Source organism: Neobacillus sp. plas4 (assembly GCF_057221695.1).
Genome location: NZ_CM170152.1, coordinates 1,150,221 through 1,165,725, shown reverse-complemented (window position 1 = coordinate 1,165,725; position 15,505 = coordinate 1,150,221). Strand labels below are relative to the sequence as shown.

The following is a 15,505-nucleotide window of genomic DNA, read 5'->3' as shown; positions in this document are numbered from 1 at the left end:
GCAGACGCACTTTCTTGGTGGTAGAGTTGCACAGTTAGAAAAAATTAGAGGAGGGAAAAGGAAATGAGTACGGATGCGAAGAGATTATCCAAAGAACTTCCAAAGATTGGACTTCATGAAAAAATTAAACCTCATATCGAATTGATAGCTGCTGGTCTGAGTGGTGTATTCATTGCAGCTGGATGGTTAACTGATAAAACGGGAGATCATGTTGCTTCTATTATTCTTTATTTACTGGCTTTTGTGATTGGTGGTTTTGCTAAAGCCAAAGAAGGGATTGAAGCTACTTATGAAAACAAAGAGCTAAACGTTGAAATGTTAATGATTTTTGCGGCTATTGGTTCTGCGATTATTGGTTATTGGACCGAAGGCGCAATATTGATTTTTATCTTTGCTGTAAGCGGTGCTTTAGAGACCTATACAATGAACAAAAGTCACAAAGAAATTTCTTCCTTAATGGAGCTGCAGCCTGAAGAAGCCCTTCTTATTCATAATGGAATGGAACGACGAGTACCTGTTTCTGAGCTTAAAGTTGGAGACCAAATACTTGTAAAGCCTGGGGAAAGAATTCCTTCTGATGGAATCATTAAGAATGGATTTACAAATATTGATGAAGCTGCTATTACTGGAGAATCCATGCCCGTTTCAAAAGGGCTGGATAAAGAAGTGTTTGCGGGTACGGTTAATTTAACAGGAGCAATCACCGTCCAAACATCAAAGGCAAGTAATGAAACACTTTTTCATAAAATTATTGAATTAGTCCAGTCTGCTCAAAGTGAAAAATCTCCATCACAGCTGTTTATTGAACGTTTTGAAGGTACCTATGTAAAAACGGTTTTAGCTGCCGTGTTATTGATGATGTTCCTGCCCTATTTCCTGCTTGATTGGAGCTGGAACGAGTCATTTTATCGTGCCATGATTTTGCTTGTCGTCGCTTCCCCTTGTGCCCTTGTTGCTTCGATCATGCCAGCCACGTTATCTGCTATTTCGAATGGAGCAAAAAGAGGTATTTTAGTAAAAGGCGGTGTCCATTTAGAGAACCTCAGTCACGTGAAAGCCATTGCCTTCGATAAAACAGGAACACTGACAAAAGGGAAACCTGAAGTGACCGATTTTATTGTAGATGAACGGTTTGATAAAGAAGAACTGCTATGGAAAGCTGCTTCGATCGAAAATCAATCGAATCATCCTTTAGCACAGTCAATTGTTAAATATGTGAAAAAAAGCCTTAATCGAGACCTTATACAGCCAGAGAATTTAGAGGATGTTCCTGGATGGGGTGTAAAAGCTGATATCAATGGCGAACAATGGAAAATTGGAAAAATGGATTTTGTCGGCCGAGAAACTGCCTTAGTATTTGCGGATGGAAAAGCAGAAGAGCTGGCAAGTAAAGGGAATACACTTGTTTTTATACAAATTAATAATTGCTTAGCCGCGATGATTGCTTTAAAGGATGTTGTGAGACAAGAAACCCAACTTGCAATCGAACATCTAAGGAAACAGGATATTTACACAGTCATGCTCACTGGAGATAGCGAGAAAACTGCAAAGGCCATAGCGGATGAAAGCCATGTAGACCAATTCTTTGCAGAGTGTCTGCCCGAAGAAAAAGTGGAGCAGCTTAAAATTCTGAAAGAGAAATATGGAACAATCGCAATGGTTGGGGATGGAATAAATGATGCACCGGCTTTGGCCATTGCAAATGTTGGTATTGCCATGGGGGAAGGAACGGATGTAGCCCTCGAAACTGCGGATGTGGTGTTGATGAAGAATGATTTGCCAAGGATTTCTGAAGCCATTCAGCTTTCAAAACGGATGAATAGAATCATTAAACAAAATGTTATTTTTTCGATTACCGTGATTATGGTTTTAATATCCTCAAACTTTTTTCAAATGCTTGATTTGCCATATGGTGTCATCGGGCATGAAGGCAGTACCATTCTTGTAATTCTTAACAGTTTAAGACTGCTGAAAAGTTAAAAAACCGGGCTCGCTGAGCCCGGTTTTATTTAGTGATAGCCATTGCTGCCGTTGGCAGATCCTGATGTTTTATTTCCTTTGCTGCCTTTACCTTTTTGTTTTGTGCCGCCATCTTTTTTTGTATGTTTTGTCATGATAATCCCCCTATTCAATTGGCTTGTTCCCCACTACTATTGTTTACAACTCAGCACATTTCATTAAGGAAAAGTCTAGCAATTGGTTTTGTACTTTTCACTATAGAATGCGTTAATTTCACCGCCAATGATGATAATGAAGCCCGATATGTATAACCAAATTAATAAAACAATAATAGCTCCAATACTTCCATATGTTAAGGAAAAATTACCAAAACTTCCCACATAGAAGGATAATGCATACGAAGAAACAATCCAGCCAACCGTTGCAAAGACTGCACCAGGAAAAGCACTTCTGCAGCGTAATTTGACATTTGGAGCAATCCAATACAATCCCGTGAAAATAATAAATAAAATTAGGGCGCTTCCTGCCAAACGTAACATATTCCAAATGCGGAGAAATTCCCCTTTAAAGCCTAAATAAGAAAAGAGAAACACTCCAATTTCCCTTCCAAATATCGGAAGTAAAACAGCAACAATAAAAACTAAGATCATCCCAAGAGTAAGCAAAATAGCCATACCTCTAGAAACGATAAAGGAACGACTTTCTTTCACATTGTATGCTTTATTAAAGGCTCTTACTAAGGCATGAATTCCATTAGAAGCAGACCACATGGTTCCGATAACCCCAATAGAAAGCAATCCACCATTTCGATTATTCATCACATAATTAACATTCTTTTCAATTAAGTCCATCGTGTCAGGCGGGGCAAACTCCCGGATGCTGCCAAGAATATCGGGGTATGGAATGGGCAGATACGGCAGTAATGTAAAAATGAATATTAGGAGTGGAAATAGTGATAGTAGAAAAAAATAAGCAAGTTGGGCGGATAAACCAGAAATATCATCTTCTTCAATTCGATGCCAAAGAAGTCTTACCAACGATTTACGAACATTCACTTCCTTCTTCATTTACTCACCACTCCTTTAAACCTAAACGATCATTTATTCAAATTACTTAATTAATGCTTGTTTCTTCTTCCACCTTGACTTCTTTTAGTAAATCTTCCATAAGGTCTGAGTTTGTATCATCAAAGGTATTTATTGCTTCCATTACTCTTTCTTTTACCTGTGGGGTTAACTCACGAAGTTCGTCCACTTTCCCAGTAATATACGAAATGTCCTCACTAACCTGCTCTATCGTATTTCTAATCTTTTCCGCTGTTTCTTTTACATTTTCAGTGAGTTCACTCGGATGATGAACGACATAGGAAACTTGCTCATAAACTTTTTTCACATTTACCTTCATTGCATGGCGGGTTTGTTTATCTAATAAGCTTAGCGCTCCGCCCGCGATTGCACCATAAATCATGCCTCTTAAAAATAGGTTCTTTCCCATTTTTTAACCTCTCCTTTCAAACTATTTTTATCACTATAAATAAAACACCATAATCATCACTTTATATTTTGCTTTAAGCTTGTTATCAAAAGCAAGAGTTCGCCATATTTTTATCTTTATTTCTTTATTACCCGCTAATCATTGTAATAAAACATGTTTAGATTGACATCTGCCAATTAAAATGAAAAGATAAAATTACAATTACAATTCTTGAAAAGGGTGACGGGATGAATTTATCAGAGAAAACCATCGAAAATGTGGAGTATATGATTGAACAAATAAAAGAAAAATTAAAAGTTTTAAATCTTGGAGCTATTAAACCTTCGCACTTTGATGAAGAAATGTATGAAGAGTTAAAGGAAATTTACGACATGGTCATGAAAAAGCCTTCTTTCAGTCCTAATGAAATGCAGGCCTTGGTGGAAGAGCTGGGAAACCTTCGTAAAAATAAGTAAAACAGATCTCTTGGGATCTGTTTTTTATTTTTCTTGGTCCGTTAAGATAATCGGACCATCCTTGGTCACTGCAATCGTATGTTCATATTGAGCAGAGTACTTCCCATCAACCGTCCGAGCCGTCCAGCCATTACTATCCATCTTCATTTGGTACATACCGATATTCACCATTGGCTCAATCGTAAATACCATACCTTCTTTAATTCTTGGACCCTTTCCAGGCAGCCCGTAATGTGGCACATCTGGTTTCTCATGAATTACCGCGCCAATACCATGACCGATGAAATCACGAACTACTGAAAAACCTTCTCCTTCCACATACGTTTGGATGGCATGACCAATATCACCGATTCTATTACCGGCAACAGCCTGTTCAATACCTTTATAAAGTGCTTCCTTTGTCACTTCTAATAATCGTTCTGTTTCCTTCGATACTGCTCCAACTGCATAGGACCATGCGGAATCAGCCAGGCCTCCATTATAATTGACAACCATATCGATGGTAACAATATCACCTTCTTTTAACGGTTCTTTTCTAGGAAAACCATGGCAAATCTCGTCATTTATACTGGCACATGTAGCATATTTATAACCTTTATAGCCCTTTTGCTCTGGGGTTGCATGGTGTTTACTTAAGTATTCATCAACAAATTCATCAATTTCCCAAGTTGTAATGCCAGGTTTAATCATTTTTGCAATTTCTTTATGACATGATGCAAGGATTTCCCCTGCTTTTTTCATTGCTTCAATTTCCCTCTGCGATTTAAGAACAATCATCCATCTTCCCAACCTTTGTTATTATTTTTTTATATATACTTTATATAAACGGAAACCCGCATTTTAATATTATCGTTATCAGGCTCTTTTTTCAAAAAATATTTGAAATAAACGAATATTTTTTGTATAATAAGTCGTTCTTAATATGGAACTTTTTCAACTTCTTTGATAAAATTATTGTAGGAATATTAAATAGTAGGTGTGTGAGCCAAATGATAGGTGATCGTGTTAAAAAACTACGTTTAGAGAAAAAAATGTCATTATCCGAACTTGCAGAGCAAGCTGGCGTTGCTAAATCTTATTTAAGTTCGCTTGAAAGAAATCTGCAAAGAAATCCCTCTATTCAATTTCTAGAAAAAATTTCGGCTGTGTTAAACGTTCCAGTAGATCATCTTATAAATGAACAGATAAATAAAGAGGAATTAGACAGCGATTGGATGAGCATTGTAAAAGAGGCAATGGAATCTGGAGTCTCAAAAGAACAATTTCGTGATTTTCTTGAGTTCAATAAGTGGCGGATCAATCAAAATAATAACGAATAATAAAAGAACAAAGCATACAGCCTTAATTGGGAGTATGCTTTGTTCTTTATGTATCTTAGCGATTCTTTACTAGTATGTCCCTGACCTCATTTTGATGGAGAAAATCAAGAATTGTTTCCTTCGAAAGACCTAGTTCTTTTGCCTCAACAATAAGTTCCAACCATTCTGAATCCATTCCATTCGTCATACTATCCGTAATTACCACTCTCATCCACCCCTAAAATACTTTGTGTATTCCAGGTAGCCCGGCCATCATAGTAAAAAACCTATACCTTAGATCCTCGGCTTTGCGTCCCTATTTTTCAATAGGTTTGCCTTTTTCTGCTTCAAACCACTCATAAATCATTGATTATTCATTATATTTGATGGACAACTTTTCGTATTCCTAAATTCTAAATTTATAAGCTTATTATATATAGTACTTTATCAGTAGCGTGTTGTAATTTGTCGGTTGCATTTATCTTTTGAACCTTTTTTTTAAACATTTTTTACCATATTTCTACAAAGAATCTTCATTCTCTATCGATGCTCCGTGATTTAACTGGAAGTTTATTGGAAAATAAAGGTGCTTTTAGTCGAAAATACCTTATTTTCCCATGGGCAAATTTTTGTAAAAACATATGAAAAATCAATATAATTTGTCTATTTTGTGACAATTGACTTATACAATAAACAACACTAAAATAGACTAAATATTAATAATATTCAAATAATGGTGGTGAGACACAGTATGACATTGATTCATGTGTTGAATTACACGATACCGATTGCCTTTATGGTATTCTTTGGTTTTCTGCTTGACCGTATGTGCAGCCCATCAAAGTCAAAAGAAAAAGTGAAAGATGAATAATAAATTTCCTTCGTTTGGGAATGATACATTCGTAGACGAAAGGAGTGTTTGATTTGGCACGTGGAGAACATTTTAACCATAAAAAGAAAGGTCATCCTGGAAATTTACCAAAGGATAACTTAGTGGAAAGACATTCAAAGGATGCCATCGGGGACGAGGAGCTTATTGTAGTACAGGAGGCATTTAAAAATAGAGTCGAAACAGAAGAAGTAGAGTAAAAGGCGTGAAATTCACGCCTTTTTACTTTCTTGTATAATCTTACTTAAGTCCCATTCTTTTAGTCCTTCTGCTGCCCTTTCGATATCTTTCGAGAAAATTCGATCTTTTTTTATAGAAGAAACAAGTGCTCTTCCCTTCTCATAAAGGTTCTTTGTCTGGCTTGCCATTTTTTCAACGCCGCGAATTTCAACAGCCTGCATTGCACAAATTAATTCAATGGCTAATACTCTTCTAGCATTTTGGATAATCTGATAAGCATGCCTTGCAGCAATCGTTCCCATACTTACATGGTCCTCTTGGTTGGCAGATGAAGGAATGGAGTCAACACTTGCAGGGTGGGCAAGCGTTTTGTTTTCGGATACGAGCGACGCCGCTGCATATTGCATAATCATTGCCCCTGACTGCAGACCAGGCTCAGGGCTTAAAAAAGGAGGTAAATCATTTAACTGTGGATTTACCAATCTTTCAATTCGTCTTTCCGAAATATTTGCAAGCTCCGCTACAGCAATCTTCATGAAATCCATTGCAAACGCAATCGGCTGACCATGAAAATTTCCTCCTGAGATTACTATTTCACCATCTTCAAAGATTAATGGATTATCAGTAGCCGCATTCATTTCAATTTCTAATTTTTCCTTTACATAATCCAATGCCTGCCAGGAAGCACCATGTACTTGAGGAATACATCGTATGGAATAAGCATCCTGAACACGGTATTCTCCCTGTAATGTGGTTAATAAACTATCACTTAGGTATCGACGAATTCTTGCTGCTGTATCAATCTGCTGCTGATAACCTCGTGCGATATGAACCTCCTCCGCAAATGCGTCAATGATCCCGTTCAATCCCTCCATTGTCATTGCGGCAATCAGTTCACTTTCATAGGCAAGCTGCTCTGCTTCTAGATAGCCGACCACTCCCATTGCCGTCATTGCCTGTGTTCCATTAATCAACGCTAGACCCTCTTTTGCCTCTAATGTAATAGGAAGAACTCCTTCCACTTGAAGGGCATCAATCGATTCCATCACCTTTCCTTTGTAAAATACTTCGCCTTCTCCAATCAGCACCAATGCTAAATGAGATAGAGGCGCTAAATCACCGCTGGAACCAAGAGAACCTTGTTGTGGAATAACGGGAATAATTTCTTTATTAACAAGGTCAATTAGTTTTTCAATAAGAATAGGTCTAACACCTGAATACCCTTTTAAAAGTGCATTTGCACGTAAGAGAACCATCGCTTTTGAAACAATTTCCGGAAATGGTTCACCAACTCCACAAGCATGAGAGCGAATTAAATTAAGCTGTAAATCCCTTACATGTTCTTTATCGATTAATACATCGCTGAATTTTCCAAATCCAGTATTAATACCGTAGACTACTTTGTGCTCGGAAACAATTTTCTCAACTGCTTCACGGCTCTTTTTTACAAGCTCCATGCTTATATCAGAAGCAAAAACCTTTTCTTTTTGGTACAAAACCTTCTTCATTTGTTCCAATGTCAAGCTTTGACCTGTTAGCATAATCATATTTCTCACCTCTACCACTTTATTAGAATAAAGAAAGAGGCTGGATTCCATATCCGATTAGATTTGGAGTCCAGCCTCTTTTATCATTATTTGATTCATTTTTTGATGCCTCATTGATATCATCCCATTCCGACTAATTTCTTTTTCCGTAAGTATTTTCGGCTATCCGCAAGTATTCTCGGCTATCCGCAACTAATTTCGGCTATCCGCAACTATTCTCGGCCATCCGCATCTATTTTCGGCTATCCGCAACTATTCTCGGCCATCCGCAACTATTCTCGGCTATCCGCAACTATTCTCGGCTATCCGCAACTATTCTCGGCTATCCGCAACTATTCTCGGCCATCCGCAACTATTCTCGGCTATCCGCAACTATTCTCGGCTATCCGCAACTATTTTCGGCTATCCGCAACTATTTTCGGCCATCCGCAACTATTTTCGGCTATCCGCAACTATTCTCGGCCATCCGCAACTATTCTCGGCTATCCGCAACTATTCTCGGCTATCCGCAACTATTCTCGGCCATCCGCAACTAATTTCGGCACTAATGATTCTATTATATTAATAATTATTGTATGTGATAAAAAGTCCGATTGTCAATATAATTGTCAGAATTTTACTTCAATAATACTTTAGCACAATAGCAAATAAAAGTATCATACTACAAAAAATAGTCCTGCGAATTGCAGGACCATTTATGTGATTTAACAACTTGCTTACTCTTTTATTCCTTATTTCAGTTTCAACTTCTTTAAAGCATCAGCTAAAGCTGTATTAATTGGCTCTTCTTCTTTGTGTTGGTTTTTCAGATACTTTTGCACCGTACGTTTATCGACTTTACCAGTAGATTCCTTTTTCCGGCGTGCTTCAAAAGCAGATAGTTTCTCACGGTGCCCGCAATTACATGCGAAAATTTGTCCTTCTCCTTCGCCGCGAAGCTCCAGTTTTTTACGGCATTGTGGGCACCGTGCATTTGTAACTCGCGAAACATTTTTCCGATGTCCACATTCGCGGTCTTGGCATACCAGCATTTTTCCTTTTTTCCCATTTACCTCAAGCATTGGTTTTCCACAGTCCGGGCAATTTTTCGTAGAAATATTGTCGTGTTTGTATTTTTTACCGCTTGCCTTAATTTCTGATACAATTTCTTTTGTATAATTCTTCATTTCACCGATAAATACTTCTTTTTTCAGCTTGCCATGAGCAATTTGATCAAGCTTTTGCTCCCATTCCGCAGTCAATATTGGAGATTTTAGTTCTTCTGGCACTAAATCCAGCAATTGACGGCCTTTAGAAGTAGGATGAATGTCTTTACCACGCTTTTCGATTAAAAATGAATTGAATAGCTTTTCAATAATATCAGCACGGGTCGCAACCGTCCCTAAACCGCCCGTTGATTTTAAAGTATCAGCAAGCTTTTTATCCTGAGTTTCCATATACTTCACGGGATTTTCCATTGCTGATAATAAAGTTGCCTCTGTAAATCGTGCCGGCGGTTTTGTTTGACCTGATGTTTGTGCAATTAGACTTACGTTTAATGTATCGCCTTTTTCAATACGCGGCAGAATCTGTTCTTTCAGATCATCACTTTCATCATCATCTTCCAAGTGATTATTGTAAACCTCTTTCCAGCCATTTAATAAAATCGTTTTTCCTCTAGCAACAAAGTTTTCTTCACCGATTTTTGCACAAAGCGTTAATTGTTCATACTCAAATGCGGGGAATAAGACAGCCAGGAATCTTTTAACAACCAAGTCATAAATTTTCCGTTCTTTATCTGTAAAAGCAGAATAGTTCACATATCCCTCGGTTGGTATGATCGCATGATGATCGGATACCTTGCTATCATCTACAAACGATTTGGATACCTTAATCGGCTTTTTTAAAATTTTACTTGTCAATAAACGATATTCACCAACCCCGCAGGCTTTTAGGCGTTCCGGAATGGTAGGAACAATATCTGATGAAATAAAACGTGAATCTGTACGAGGGTACGTTAACACTTTATGCTGTTCATAAAGCTTTTGCATAATATTCAGCGTTTCCTTAGCAGAGTACCCGAAAATTTTATTAGCATCACGCTGTAATTCTGTTAGATCATAAAGCCCTGGAGAGAAGGACTTCTTTGGCTTCCTTTCAATCTCCGTTACAATGGCATTTTTTGTCCCCAATTTTTCAACAATCTCATCCACGATCTCTTTATTAAAATTGCGGCTGTTTCCTTTTGCGTCCTGCCAAGTAAGTTTCAATTTATCGGTGGTCTGTGCCTCAATCCCGTAATAGTTTTGTGGTTTGAAGTTTTTGATTTCGTCCTCACGTGCTGCAATGATTGCCACGGTCGGAGTTTGGACACGGCCACAGTTAAGTTGAGCGTTGAATCGAGTTGTTAACGCACGGGTTGCATTCAGACCGATATACCAATCGGCTTCTGATCGAGCAACAGCTGAAGCAAAAAGATTCTCATAGGCTTTACCCGGCTTTAAGTTCGCAAAACCATCTTTAATGGCCTTATCCGTAACAGAAGAAATCCAAAGACGTTTTATCGGCTTGTTTATCTTCGCTTTTGAAATAATCCACCGGGCGACTAATTCTCCTTCACGACCACTGTCTGTTGCGATGATAATCTCTCCTACATCAGAACGAATCAATTGGCTTTTTACCGAATGAAACTGCTTTCCTGTTTGCTTAATCACTACAAGCTTTAATTCATTAGGCAGCATTGGTAAATCTTCTAATTTCCATGTTTTATACTTGTCATCATATACTTCAGGGTCGGCAAGTGTAACTAAATGCCCTAGTGCCCAAGTAACGATATACTTATCTCCTTCTAAAAAACCATTTCCTTTTTTATTACAATTTAATACCCGTGCAATGTCACGAGCAACAGATGGCTTTTCAGCTAATACAACGCTTTTTTTCACTTTATTTTTACACCCTTTCAGAATTACCCTTAACCATTAATATAGCATACAATTAATTAAATCATGAAAGGTTTACGAAAGATGTATTAGAGCATTCAGATGTACCTATTTTTTTCTTGTATATTCCTATAAGAGGATAGTATGATGTATTAGCTATCATACATAATTGTTTCGGAGGTACAAAATGCGGATTAGAGATTGGGATCCGAATTTAATAGTTCGCTTATTTAGTGAAGCGATGATGAACATTACGTTTTGGATGTTCTTCCCGTTTTTGACGATTTATTTCGCTGAAGAATTCGGTAAAAATAAAGCTGGCTTTTTGTTGGTGTTTTCGCAGATTTTTTCAGTTATCGCCAATCTTATGGGGGGATATTGTGCGGATCGCTTTGGGCGGAAAAGAATGATGGTTATCTCAGCCATTGGACAAGGTCTTTCTTTTTTAGCTTTTGCCTTTGCGAGCTCACCTTGGCTTCAGTCCCCTTGGGTAGGTTTTGTTGCATTTAGTATTGCAGGAGTTTTCGGCTCGTTTTATTGGCCCGCTAGTCAAGCAATGGTGGCGGATGTTGTGGACGAAAAGGATCGAAGCAGCGTATTTGCTATTTTTTACACCTCGATCAATATTGCGGTTGTTATTGGACCTATTTTAGGTGCTATTTTTTATGTCAATTACCGATTTGAACTTTTAGTTGTTGCAGGAATTGTATGTATTTTACTTGGATTAATTTTAGCAAAATGGACGAGGGAAACGGCACCGATTCAAAAAGTGGAAGCTGTCTGTGCAGATCGAAAATGGTACTACTTTTTACAAAATCAGGTAAAGGATTACGCATTGATTATAAAAGATAGGACCTTTCTTCTTTTTATTATTGCGGGTGTATTAGCTGGACAGACGTTCATGCAATTGGACTTGTTATTTCCTGTTTATATGAAGGATGTAATCGATTTTCAAACCCTATTCTCAATTGGCGATTGGGAATTTACCGTTAAAGGAGAGCAGGCCTTTGGATTAGTACTCGCAGAAAATGGTCTGCTCGTTGCCTTATTAACCGTTGCGGTAACAAAATGGATGAGCACGTTCAAAGAACAGAATGTATTTGTCCTATCTTCTGTTGTATACGCCATTTCCATAGTACTTTTTAGTCAAACCCATTGGATTTGGGGATTTATCGTGGCGATGGCGGTTTTCACTTTTGCGGAATTAATGGGGGCTGGAATTCAACAAAGTTTTGTTTCCAAGCTTGCACCAGAGCATATGCGAGGACAATATTTTGCTGCTGCTAGTTTACGATTCACCATTAGTAGGACGATAGCTCCATTATCAATTCCAATGACTGTTTGGATAGGATATGAGTGGACATTTTTTGTTTTAACCATACTTGCTTTAGCAAGTGCCGGGTTGTATTGGCTTATGTTTTATTCCTTTGAAAAAAAACCTGCTGTTGGATCCTAAATAGGATCCTTTTTCATTGTCAAGAAACTTTCAATAAGTTGTAACAAAATGTTCACAATCACCCCTTTTACTATTATAATTAAGGTGTAAACATTTCCTACTTATAAGGGTGGTGGTAATGGTGGAAGTTTCACAATTTATGTCTCCCACTTCATGGTCAGGTATACTTACATTTTTAGTTATATTTTCAGCAGGGGTCTATCTTAATATAAAAGTTTACGGCAGCAAGTTAAAGTAGAGATAACATCCCTACTATTTTTTTGTCCATTTTTTGAGGTACACTGCTTTCAGTTTCTTTTTCCAAGTAAAAAAGCTAAAATAATACATGGAAGATTTTGATAGAAGGAGACAAAAAATATGAGCGAATTTCAAAAGAACCTTGAGAAATATGCTGAGCTTGCCGTTAAGGTTGGTGTGAATATTCAAAAGGGGCAAACTTTGGTTGTCAATGCTACATTAGACGGTGCAGAGTTTGTCCGTTTAGTTGTAAAAAACGCCTATGAAACAGGTGCAAAGAATGTGATAGTTAACTGGAATGATGATGTTGTATCCAGAACAAAATACGAATTAGCTCCAGATGAAGCTTTTACTACATATCCAGTATGGCGTGCAAAAGAACAAGAAGATTTGGTTGAGCAAGGTGCAGCGTTTATGGCGATTGTTTCCTCAAGCCCTGATTTATTGAAAGGCATAAATCCAGAGCGGATTTCTAACTTCCAAAAAGCAGCTGGAACGGCATTGGCTAAGTATCGTCAAGCTGTTCAATCTGACAAAGTTAGCTGGACAGTAATTGCTGCTCCATCCCCTGCATGGGCTGCAAAAGTATTTCCTGACGCACCGAGTGACAAACAAGTTTCATTACTTTGGGATGCCATCTTTAAATCTGTTCGCGTAGATACGGATAATCCTGTGGAAGCTTGGAAAAAGCATGATGAAACGTTACATGAGAAAGTTAGCTATTTAAATGAAAAGCGCTATAAAAAACTTCACTACACTGCTCCTGGTACAGATTTGACGATTGAACTTCCAAAAGACCATATTTGGGTTGGTGCGGGCAGTGTAAATGAAATTGGTTTTGAGTTTATGGCTAATATGCCAACGGAAGAAGTCTTTACGGTTCCCTATCGTACAGGTGTAAATGGAACCGTGGCAAGCACGAAGCCTCTAAGCTATGGAGGAAATATTATCGATCGTTTCTCCATTACCTTTGAAAACGGAAGAATTGTTGATTATAAGGCGGAAGAAGGGGAAGAAGTCTTAAAGCGCCTTATCGAAACAGATGAAGGTTCGCATTACCTTGGTGAAGTCGCACTTGTCCCTTATAACTCACCAATCTCACAATCAAATGTCCTATTCTATAATACTTTGTTTGATGAAAATGCTTCTAACCACCTAGCAATTGGCAGTGCCTATGCTTTCTGTATCGAGGGCGGAAAGAAGATGTCTCCTGAAGAATTAAAAGAAAACGGACTAAACGAAAGTATTACTCATGTTGATTTTATGATTGGTTCCGAGGAAATGGACATTGACGGTATTACGGCTGATGGAAAATCAGAACCAGTATTTAGAAACGGTAATTGGGCTTTTTAAATGGTATAATAAAAAGAGCAGCTTCGTTTTAAGAAGCTGCTTTTTACTGATTTTGTTAGAATCAAAACATGGAGGTTTCTTGTATGTTAAATGAATTTAAGAAGTTTGCAATGAGAGGGAATGTCATTGACCTCGCAGTCGGTGTGATTATTGGCGGGGCTTTCGGAAAAATTGTTTCCTCTCTTGTGGCAGATATTATTATGCCAATCATAGCAATGCTCGTTGGAAGGGTTGATGTTGCGGATCTTGCTATTGGATCAGTAAAATATGGGGTATTCCTCCAATCCATTATCGATTTCTTAATCATTGCTTTTTCAATATTTTTGTTTATAAAATTCCTTTCTCGTTTTAAAAAGAAGGAAGAAGAAGTCAAAGTAGAGGTTAAAATGGACAAGCAAGAGGAACTTCTTACTGAAATAAGAGATTTATTAAAAGCAGAAAAAGAATTTTCTAGAAAAAATGAAACATCTTGACTTTTTATTCGTATATTCTAGATATAAATATATTTTAGAGGTGAAGAAAATTGTACGCACAAACATCTACTGAATTTTTACCTTCTGTTATCAGGACGTTTGCTCTTTCACTTGCCATCGCCTTCGTCGGGACTATGGCGGGTACCTTTGTACCACCGGCATTATTTTTGCCATTAGCCATTTTTGAATTTGTACTATTGATGATTGCCTTTTTCTTTAGACGGAGAAAAGCTATTTCTTATACTTTCTTGTATATCTTTACATTTATTTCAGGAGTTACCTTATATCCAATTGTATCTTATTATGCGTTGACGGCTGGAGCCAATGTGGTGATGATGGCTTTTGGGACTACTACTGTCGTATTTACGGGAGTAGCGATTTATGCTACTAAATCCAAACGTAATTTTTCTTTTTTAGGCGGATTCTTACTTGCAGCGCTGCTCGCTTTAGTTGTGATTTCCATTTGGAATATTTTCATGCCGTTAAGTTCTACCGCTATGCTGGCATTCTCGTTTATCGGTGTAGTGGTTTTCAGCGGCTTCGTCCTATATGATTTCAATCGGATGAAGCATTATGGTGTAAGTGCGGAAGAAGTTCCATTGATGGCATTGAATTTATACCTAGACTTTATCAATCTATTTGTAAGTATTTTACGTATCTTTGGTATTCTATCAAGTAAAGACTAAAGCCGGGTGATTGCACCCGGCTTTTCTTATGCCAAATATTGAAGTTTCGGTTTTAGCTGTTCTTTTCCCCTTTTCATTCTTGTTTTAACTGTTGAAATGGGGAGATTGCTTTTATTAGAAATTTCCAATAGCGTAAGGTCTTTAAAATAGTATAGAAAGATAGCAGACTTATATATTTCTGGTAAAGACATTACACTTTCCTCCATTTTTTTAACAGAATATTTTTGGAGAATTTCTTCTTCTGGAAGAGGCGGCGCTTCGACTATGGAAGCGTAGGAGTATACCTCTTCCTGCCAAAATTTCTTTGCCTTATTTTCCTTTCGCCAATAATCACGACATTTATTTCCTGCTATCGTATATAACCAATTTTTTATTTTGTCTGGTTCCTTAATCGTATGAATGGCCAAATAGGCGGATGTTAAAACCTCTTGGTAAAGATCCTCGGCAAGTTCTTTATGTCTGACTAAAGAAAAAATATAATGATAAATCATTTTTCCATGTACATTCACTATTTCTTCAAATGAATCTAACATTCTATCCCGCATTTTTCGAAACCTACT

15 protein-coding genes and 1 riboswitch are annotated in these 15,505 nt (G+C 37.6%); of the genes, 8 read left to right on the top strand and 7 right to left on the bottom strand.

Annotated features, from left to right (window positions below):
• Positions 1–63 precede the first annotated feature (63 nt).
• The gene (locus AC2TFD_RS05885) at positions 64–1,980 is read left to right on the top strand and encodes a heavy metal translocating P-type ATPase (RefSeq protein WP_484675245.1); all 1,917 of its coding nucleotides are present in this window, start codon (positions 64–66) and stop codon (positions 1,978–1,980) included.
• A 209-nt stretch (positions 1,981–2,189) separates the two neighbouring features.
• Here AC2TFD_RS05885 and AC2TFD_RS05880 read toward each other — a convergent pair whose 3' ends face one another.
• Both AC2TFD_RS05880 and AC2TFD_RS05875 read right to left on the bottom strand, forming a co-directional pair.
• Positions 2,190–3,026 carry a YihY/virulence factor BrkB family protein gene (locus AC2TFD_RS05880; RefSeq protein WP_335512483.1) on the bottom strand — a complete coding sequence of 279 codons (837 nt, stop codon included), beginning with the start codon at positions 3,024–3,026 and terminating at the stop codon, positions 2,190–2,192.
• A gap of 46 nt (positions 3,027–3,072) precedes the next feature.
• Positions 3,073–3,453, bottom strand: coding sequence for a YtxH domain-containing protein (locus AC2TFD_RS05875; protein ID WP_335512485.1), 381 nt, complete (start codon positions 3,451–3,453; stop codon positions 3,073–3,075).
• A 227-nt stretch (positions 3,454–3,680) separates the two neighbouring features.
• Here AC2TFD_RS05875 and AC2TFD_RS05870 point away from each other — a divergent pair, with 227 nt between their 5' ends.
• Positions 3,681–3,908 (top strand): DUF1128 domain-containing protein, encoded by a 228-nt coding sequence (locus AC2TFD_RS05870; RefSeq protein WP_335512487.1) that lies wholly within the window; start codon positions 3,681–3,683, stop codon positions 3,906–3,908.
• Positions 3,909–3,932: 24 nt separating this feature from the next.
• Here the strand turns inward: AC2TFD_RS05870 and map are convergent, their stop codons facing one another.
• Entirely contained in the window at positions 3,933–4,685 is a 753-nt protein-coding gene (gene map / locus AC2TFD_RS05865) for a type I methionyl aminopeptidase (RefSeq protein ID WP_335512489.1), read from the bottom strand.
• A 212-nt stretch (positions 4,686–4,897) separates the two neighbouring features.
• On the opposite strand from map, the gene AC2TFD_RS05860 reads away from it, so the two are divergent.
• On the top strand, positions 4,898–5,227 hold the full coding sequence (locus AC2TFD_RS05860; protein WP_335512491.1) for a helix-turn-helix domain-containing protein: 330 nt from the start codon (positions 4,898–4,900) through the stop codon (positions 5,225–5,227).
• A gap of 55 nt (positions 5,228–5,282) precedes the next feature.
• Here AC2TFD_RS05860 and AC2TFD_RS05855 read toward each other — a convergent pair whose 3' ends face one another.
• Positions 5,283–5,432: an anti-repressor SinI family protein gene (locus AC2TFD_RS05855; RefSeq protein ID WP_335512493.1), complete on the bottom strand. Its 150-nt coding sequence runs from the start codon at positions 5,430–5,432 to the stop codon at positions 5,283–5,285.
• A 31-nt stretch (positions 5,433–5,463) separates the two neighbouring features.
• Positions 5,464–5,553, bottom strand: a riboswitch (cyclic di-GMP riboswitch).
• Between the two features lie 577 nt (positions 5,554–6,130).
• On the opposite strand from AC2TFD_RS05855, the gene AC2TFD_RS05850 reads away from it, so the two are divergent.
• Complete coding sequence (locus AC2TFD_RS05850; RefSeq protein ID WP_335512495.1) at positions 6,131–6,295, top strand: hypothetical protein; 165 nt, start codon at positions 6,131–6,133, stop codon at positions 6,293–6,295.
• 12 nt (positions 6,296–6,307) lie between these two features.
• Here AC2TFD_RS05850 and hutH read toward each other — a convergent pair whose 3' ends face one another.
• Both hutH and AC2TFD_RS05840 read right to left on the bottom strand, forming a co-directional pair.
• Positions 6,308–7,822, bottom strand: coding sequence for a histidine ammonia-lyase (hutH, locus tag AC2TFD_RS05845; RefSeq protein WP_484675244.1), 1,515 nt, complete (start codon positions 7,820–7,822; stop codon positions 6,308–6,310).
• Positions 7,823–8,553: 731 nt separating this feature from the next.
• The gene (locus tag AC2TFD_RS05840) at positions 8,554–10,743 is read right to left on the bottom strand and encodes a DNA topoisomerase III (protein ID WP_484675243.1); all 2,190 of its coding nucleotides are present in this window, start codon (positions 10,741–10,743) and stop codon (positions 8,554–8,556) included.
• Between the two features lie 184 nt (positions 10,744–10,927).
• Between AC2TFD_RS05840 and AC2TFD_RS05835 the strand changes: the two genes are divergently transcribed.
• From AC2TFD_RS05835 to AC2TFD_RS05820, 4 genes are all read left to right on the top strand, one after another.
• Complete coding sequence (locus tag AC2TFD_RS05835) at positions 10,928–12,196, top strand: MDR family MFS transporter (protein WP_484675242.1); 1,269 nt, start codon at positions 10,928–10,930, stop codon at positions 12,194–12,196.
• Positions 12,197–12,553: 357 nt separating this feature from the next.
• Entirely contained in the window at positions 12,554–13,786 is a 1,233-nt protein-coding gene (locus AC2TFD_RS05830) for an aminopeptidase (protein WP_484675241.1), read from the top strand.
• Between the two features lie 83 nt (positions 13,787–13,869).
• The gene (gene mscL, locus AC2TFD_RS05825; protein WP_484675240.1) at positions 13,870–14,259 is read left to right on the top strand and encodes a large conductance mechanosensitive channel protein MscL; all 390 of its coding nucleotides are present in this window, start codon (positions 13,870–13,872) and stop codon (positions 14,257–14,259) included.
• Between the two features lie 50 nt (positions 14,260–14,309).
• A complete protein-coding gene (locus AC2TFD_RS05820; RefSeq protein ID WP_484675239.1) occupies positions 14,310–14,945 on the top strand; it encodes a Bax inhibitor-1/YccA family protein in 636 nt (211 codons plus the stop codon).
• Positions 14,946–14,971: 26 nt separating this feature from the next.
• Here the strand turns inward: AC2TFD_RS05820 and AC2TFD_RS05815 are convergent, their stop codons facing one another.
• Complete coding sequence (locus AC2TFD_RS05815) at positions 14,972–15,490, bottom strand: RNA polymerase sigma factor (RefSeq protein ID WP_335511399.1); 519 nt, start codon at positions 15,488–15,490, stop codon at positions 14,972–14,974.
• Between the last annotated feature and the right edge of the window lie 15 nt (positions 15,491–15,505).

Excerpts from the sequence above, each read along its gene's own strand:
- AC2TFD_RS05830 (WP_484675241.1), top strand. The coding sequence starts at position 12,554 with ATGAGCGAATTTCAAAAGAACCTTGAGAAATATGCTGAGCTTGCCGTT.
- mscL (WP_484675240.1), top strand. The coding sequence starts at position 13,870 with ATGTTAAATGAATTTAAGAAGTTTGCAATGAGAGGGAATGTCATTGAC.
- map (WP_335512489.1), bottom strand. The coding sequence starts at position 4,685 with ATGATTGTTCTTAAATCGCAGAGGGAAATTGAAGCAATGAAAAAAGCA.
- hutH (WP_484675244.1), bottom strand. The coding sequence starts at position 7,822 with ATGATTATGCTAACAGGTCAAAGCTTGACATTGGAACAAATGAAGAAG.
- AC2TFD_RS05885 (WP_484675245.1), top strand. The coding sequence starts at position 64 with ATGAGTACGGATGCGAAGAGATTATCCAAAGAACTTCCAAAGATTGGA.
- AC2TFD_RS05815 (WP_335511399.1), bottom strand. The coding sequence starts at position 15,490 with ATGCGGGATAGAATGTTAGATTCATTTGAAGAAATAGTGAATGTACAT.
- AC2TFD_RS05880 (WP_335512483.1), bottom strand. The coding sequence starts at position 3,026 with ATGAAGAAGGAAGTGAATGTTCGTAAATCGTTGGTAAGACTTCTTTGG.
- AC2TFD_RS05860 (WP_335512491.1), top strand. The coding sequence starts at position 4,898 with ATGATAGGTGATCGTGTTAAAAAACTACGTTTAGAGAAAAAAATGTCA.
- AC2TFD_RS05870 (WP_335512487.1), top strand. The coding sequence starts at position 3,681 with ATGAATTTATCAGAGAAAACCATCGAAAATGTGGAGTATATGATTGAA.
- AC2TFD_RS05835 (WP_484675242.1), top strand. The coding sequence starts at position 10,928 with ATGCGGATTAGAGATTGGGATCCGAATTTAATAGTTCGCTTATTTAGT.
- AC2TFD_RS05875 (WP_335512485.1), bottom strand. The coding sequence starts at position 3,453 with ATGGGAAAGAACCTATTTTTAAGAGGCATGATTTATGGTGCAATCGCG.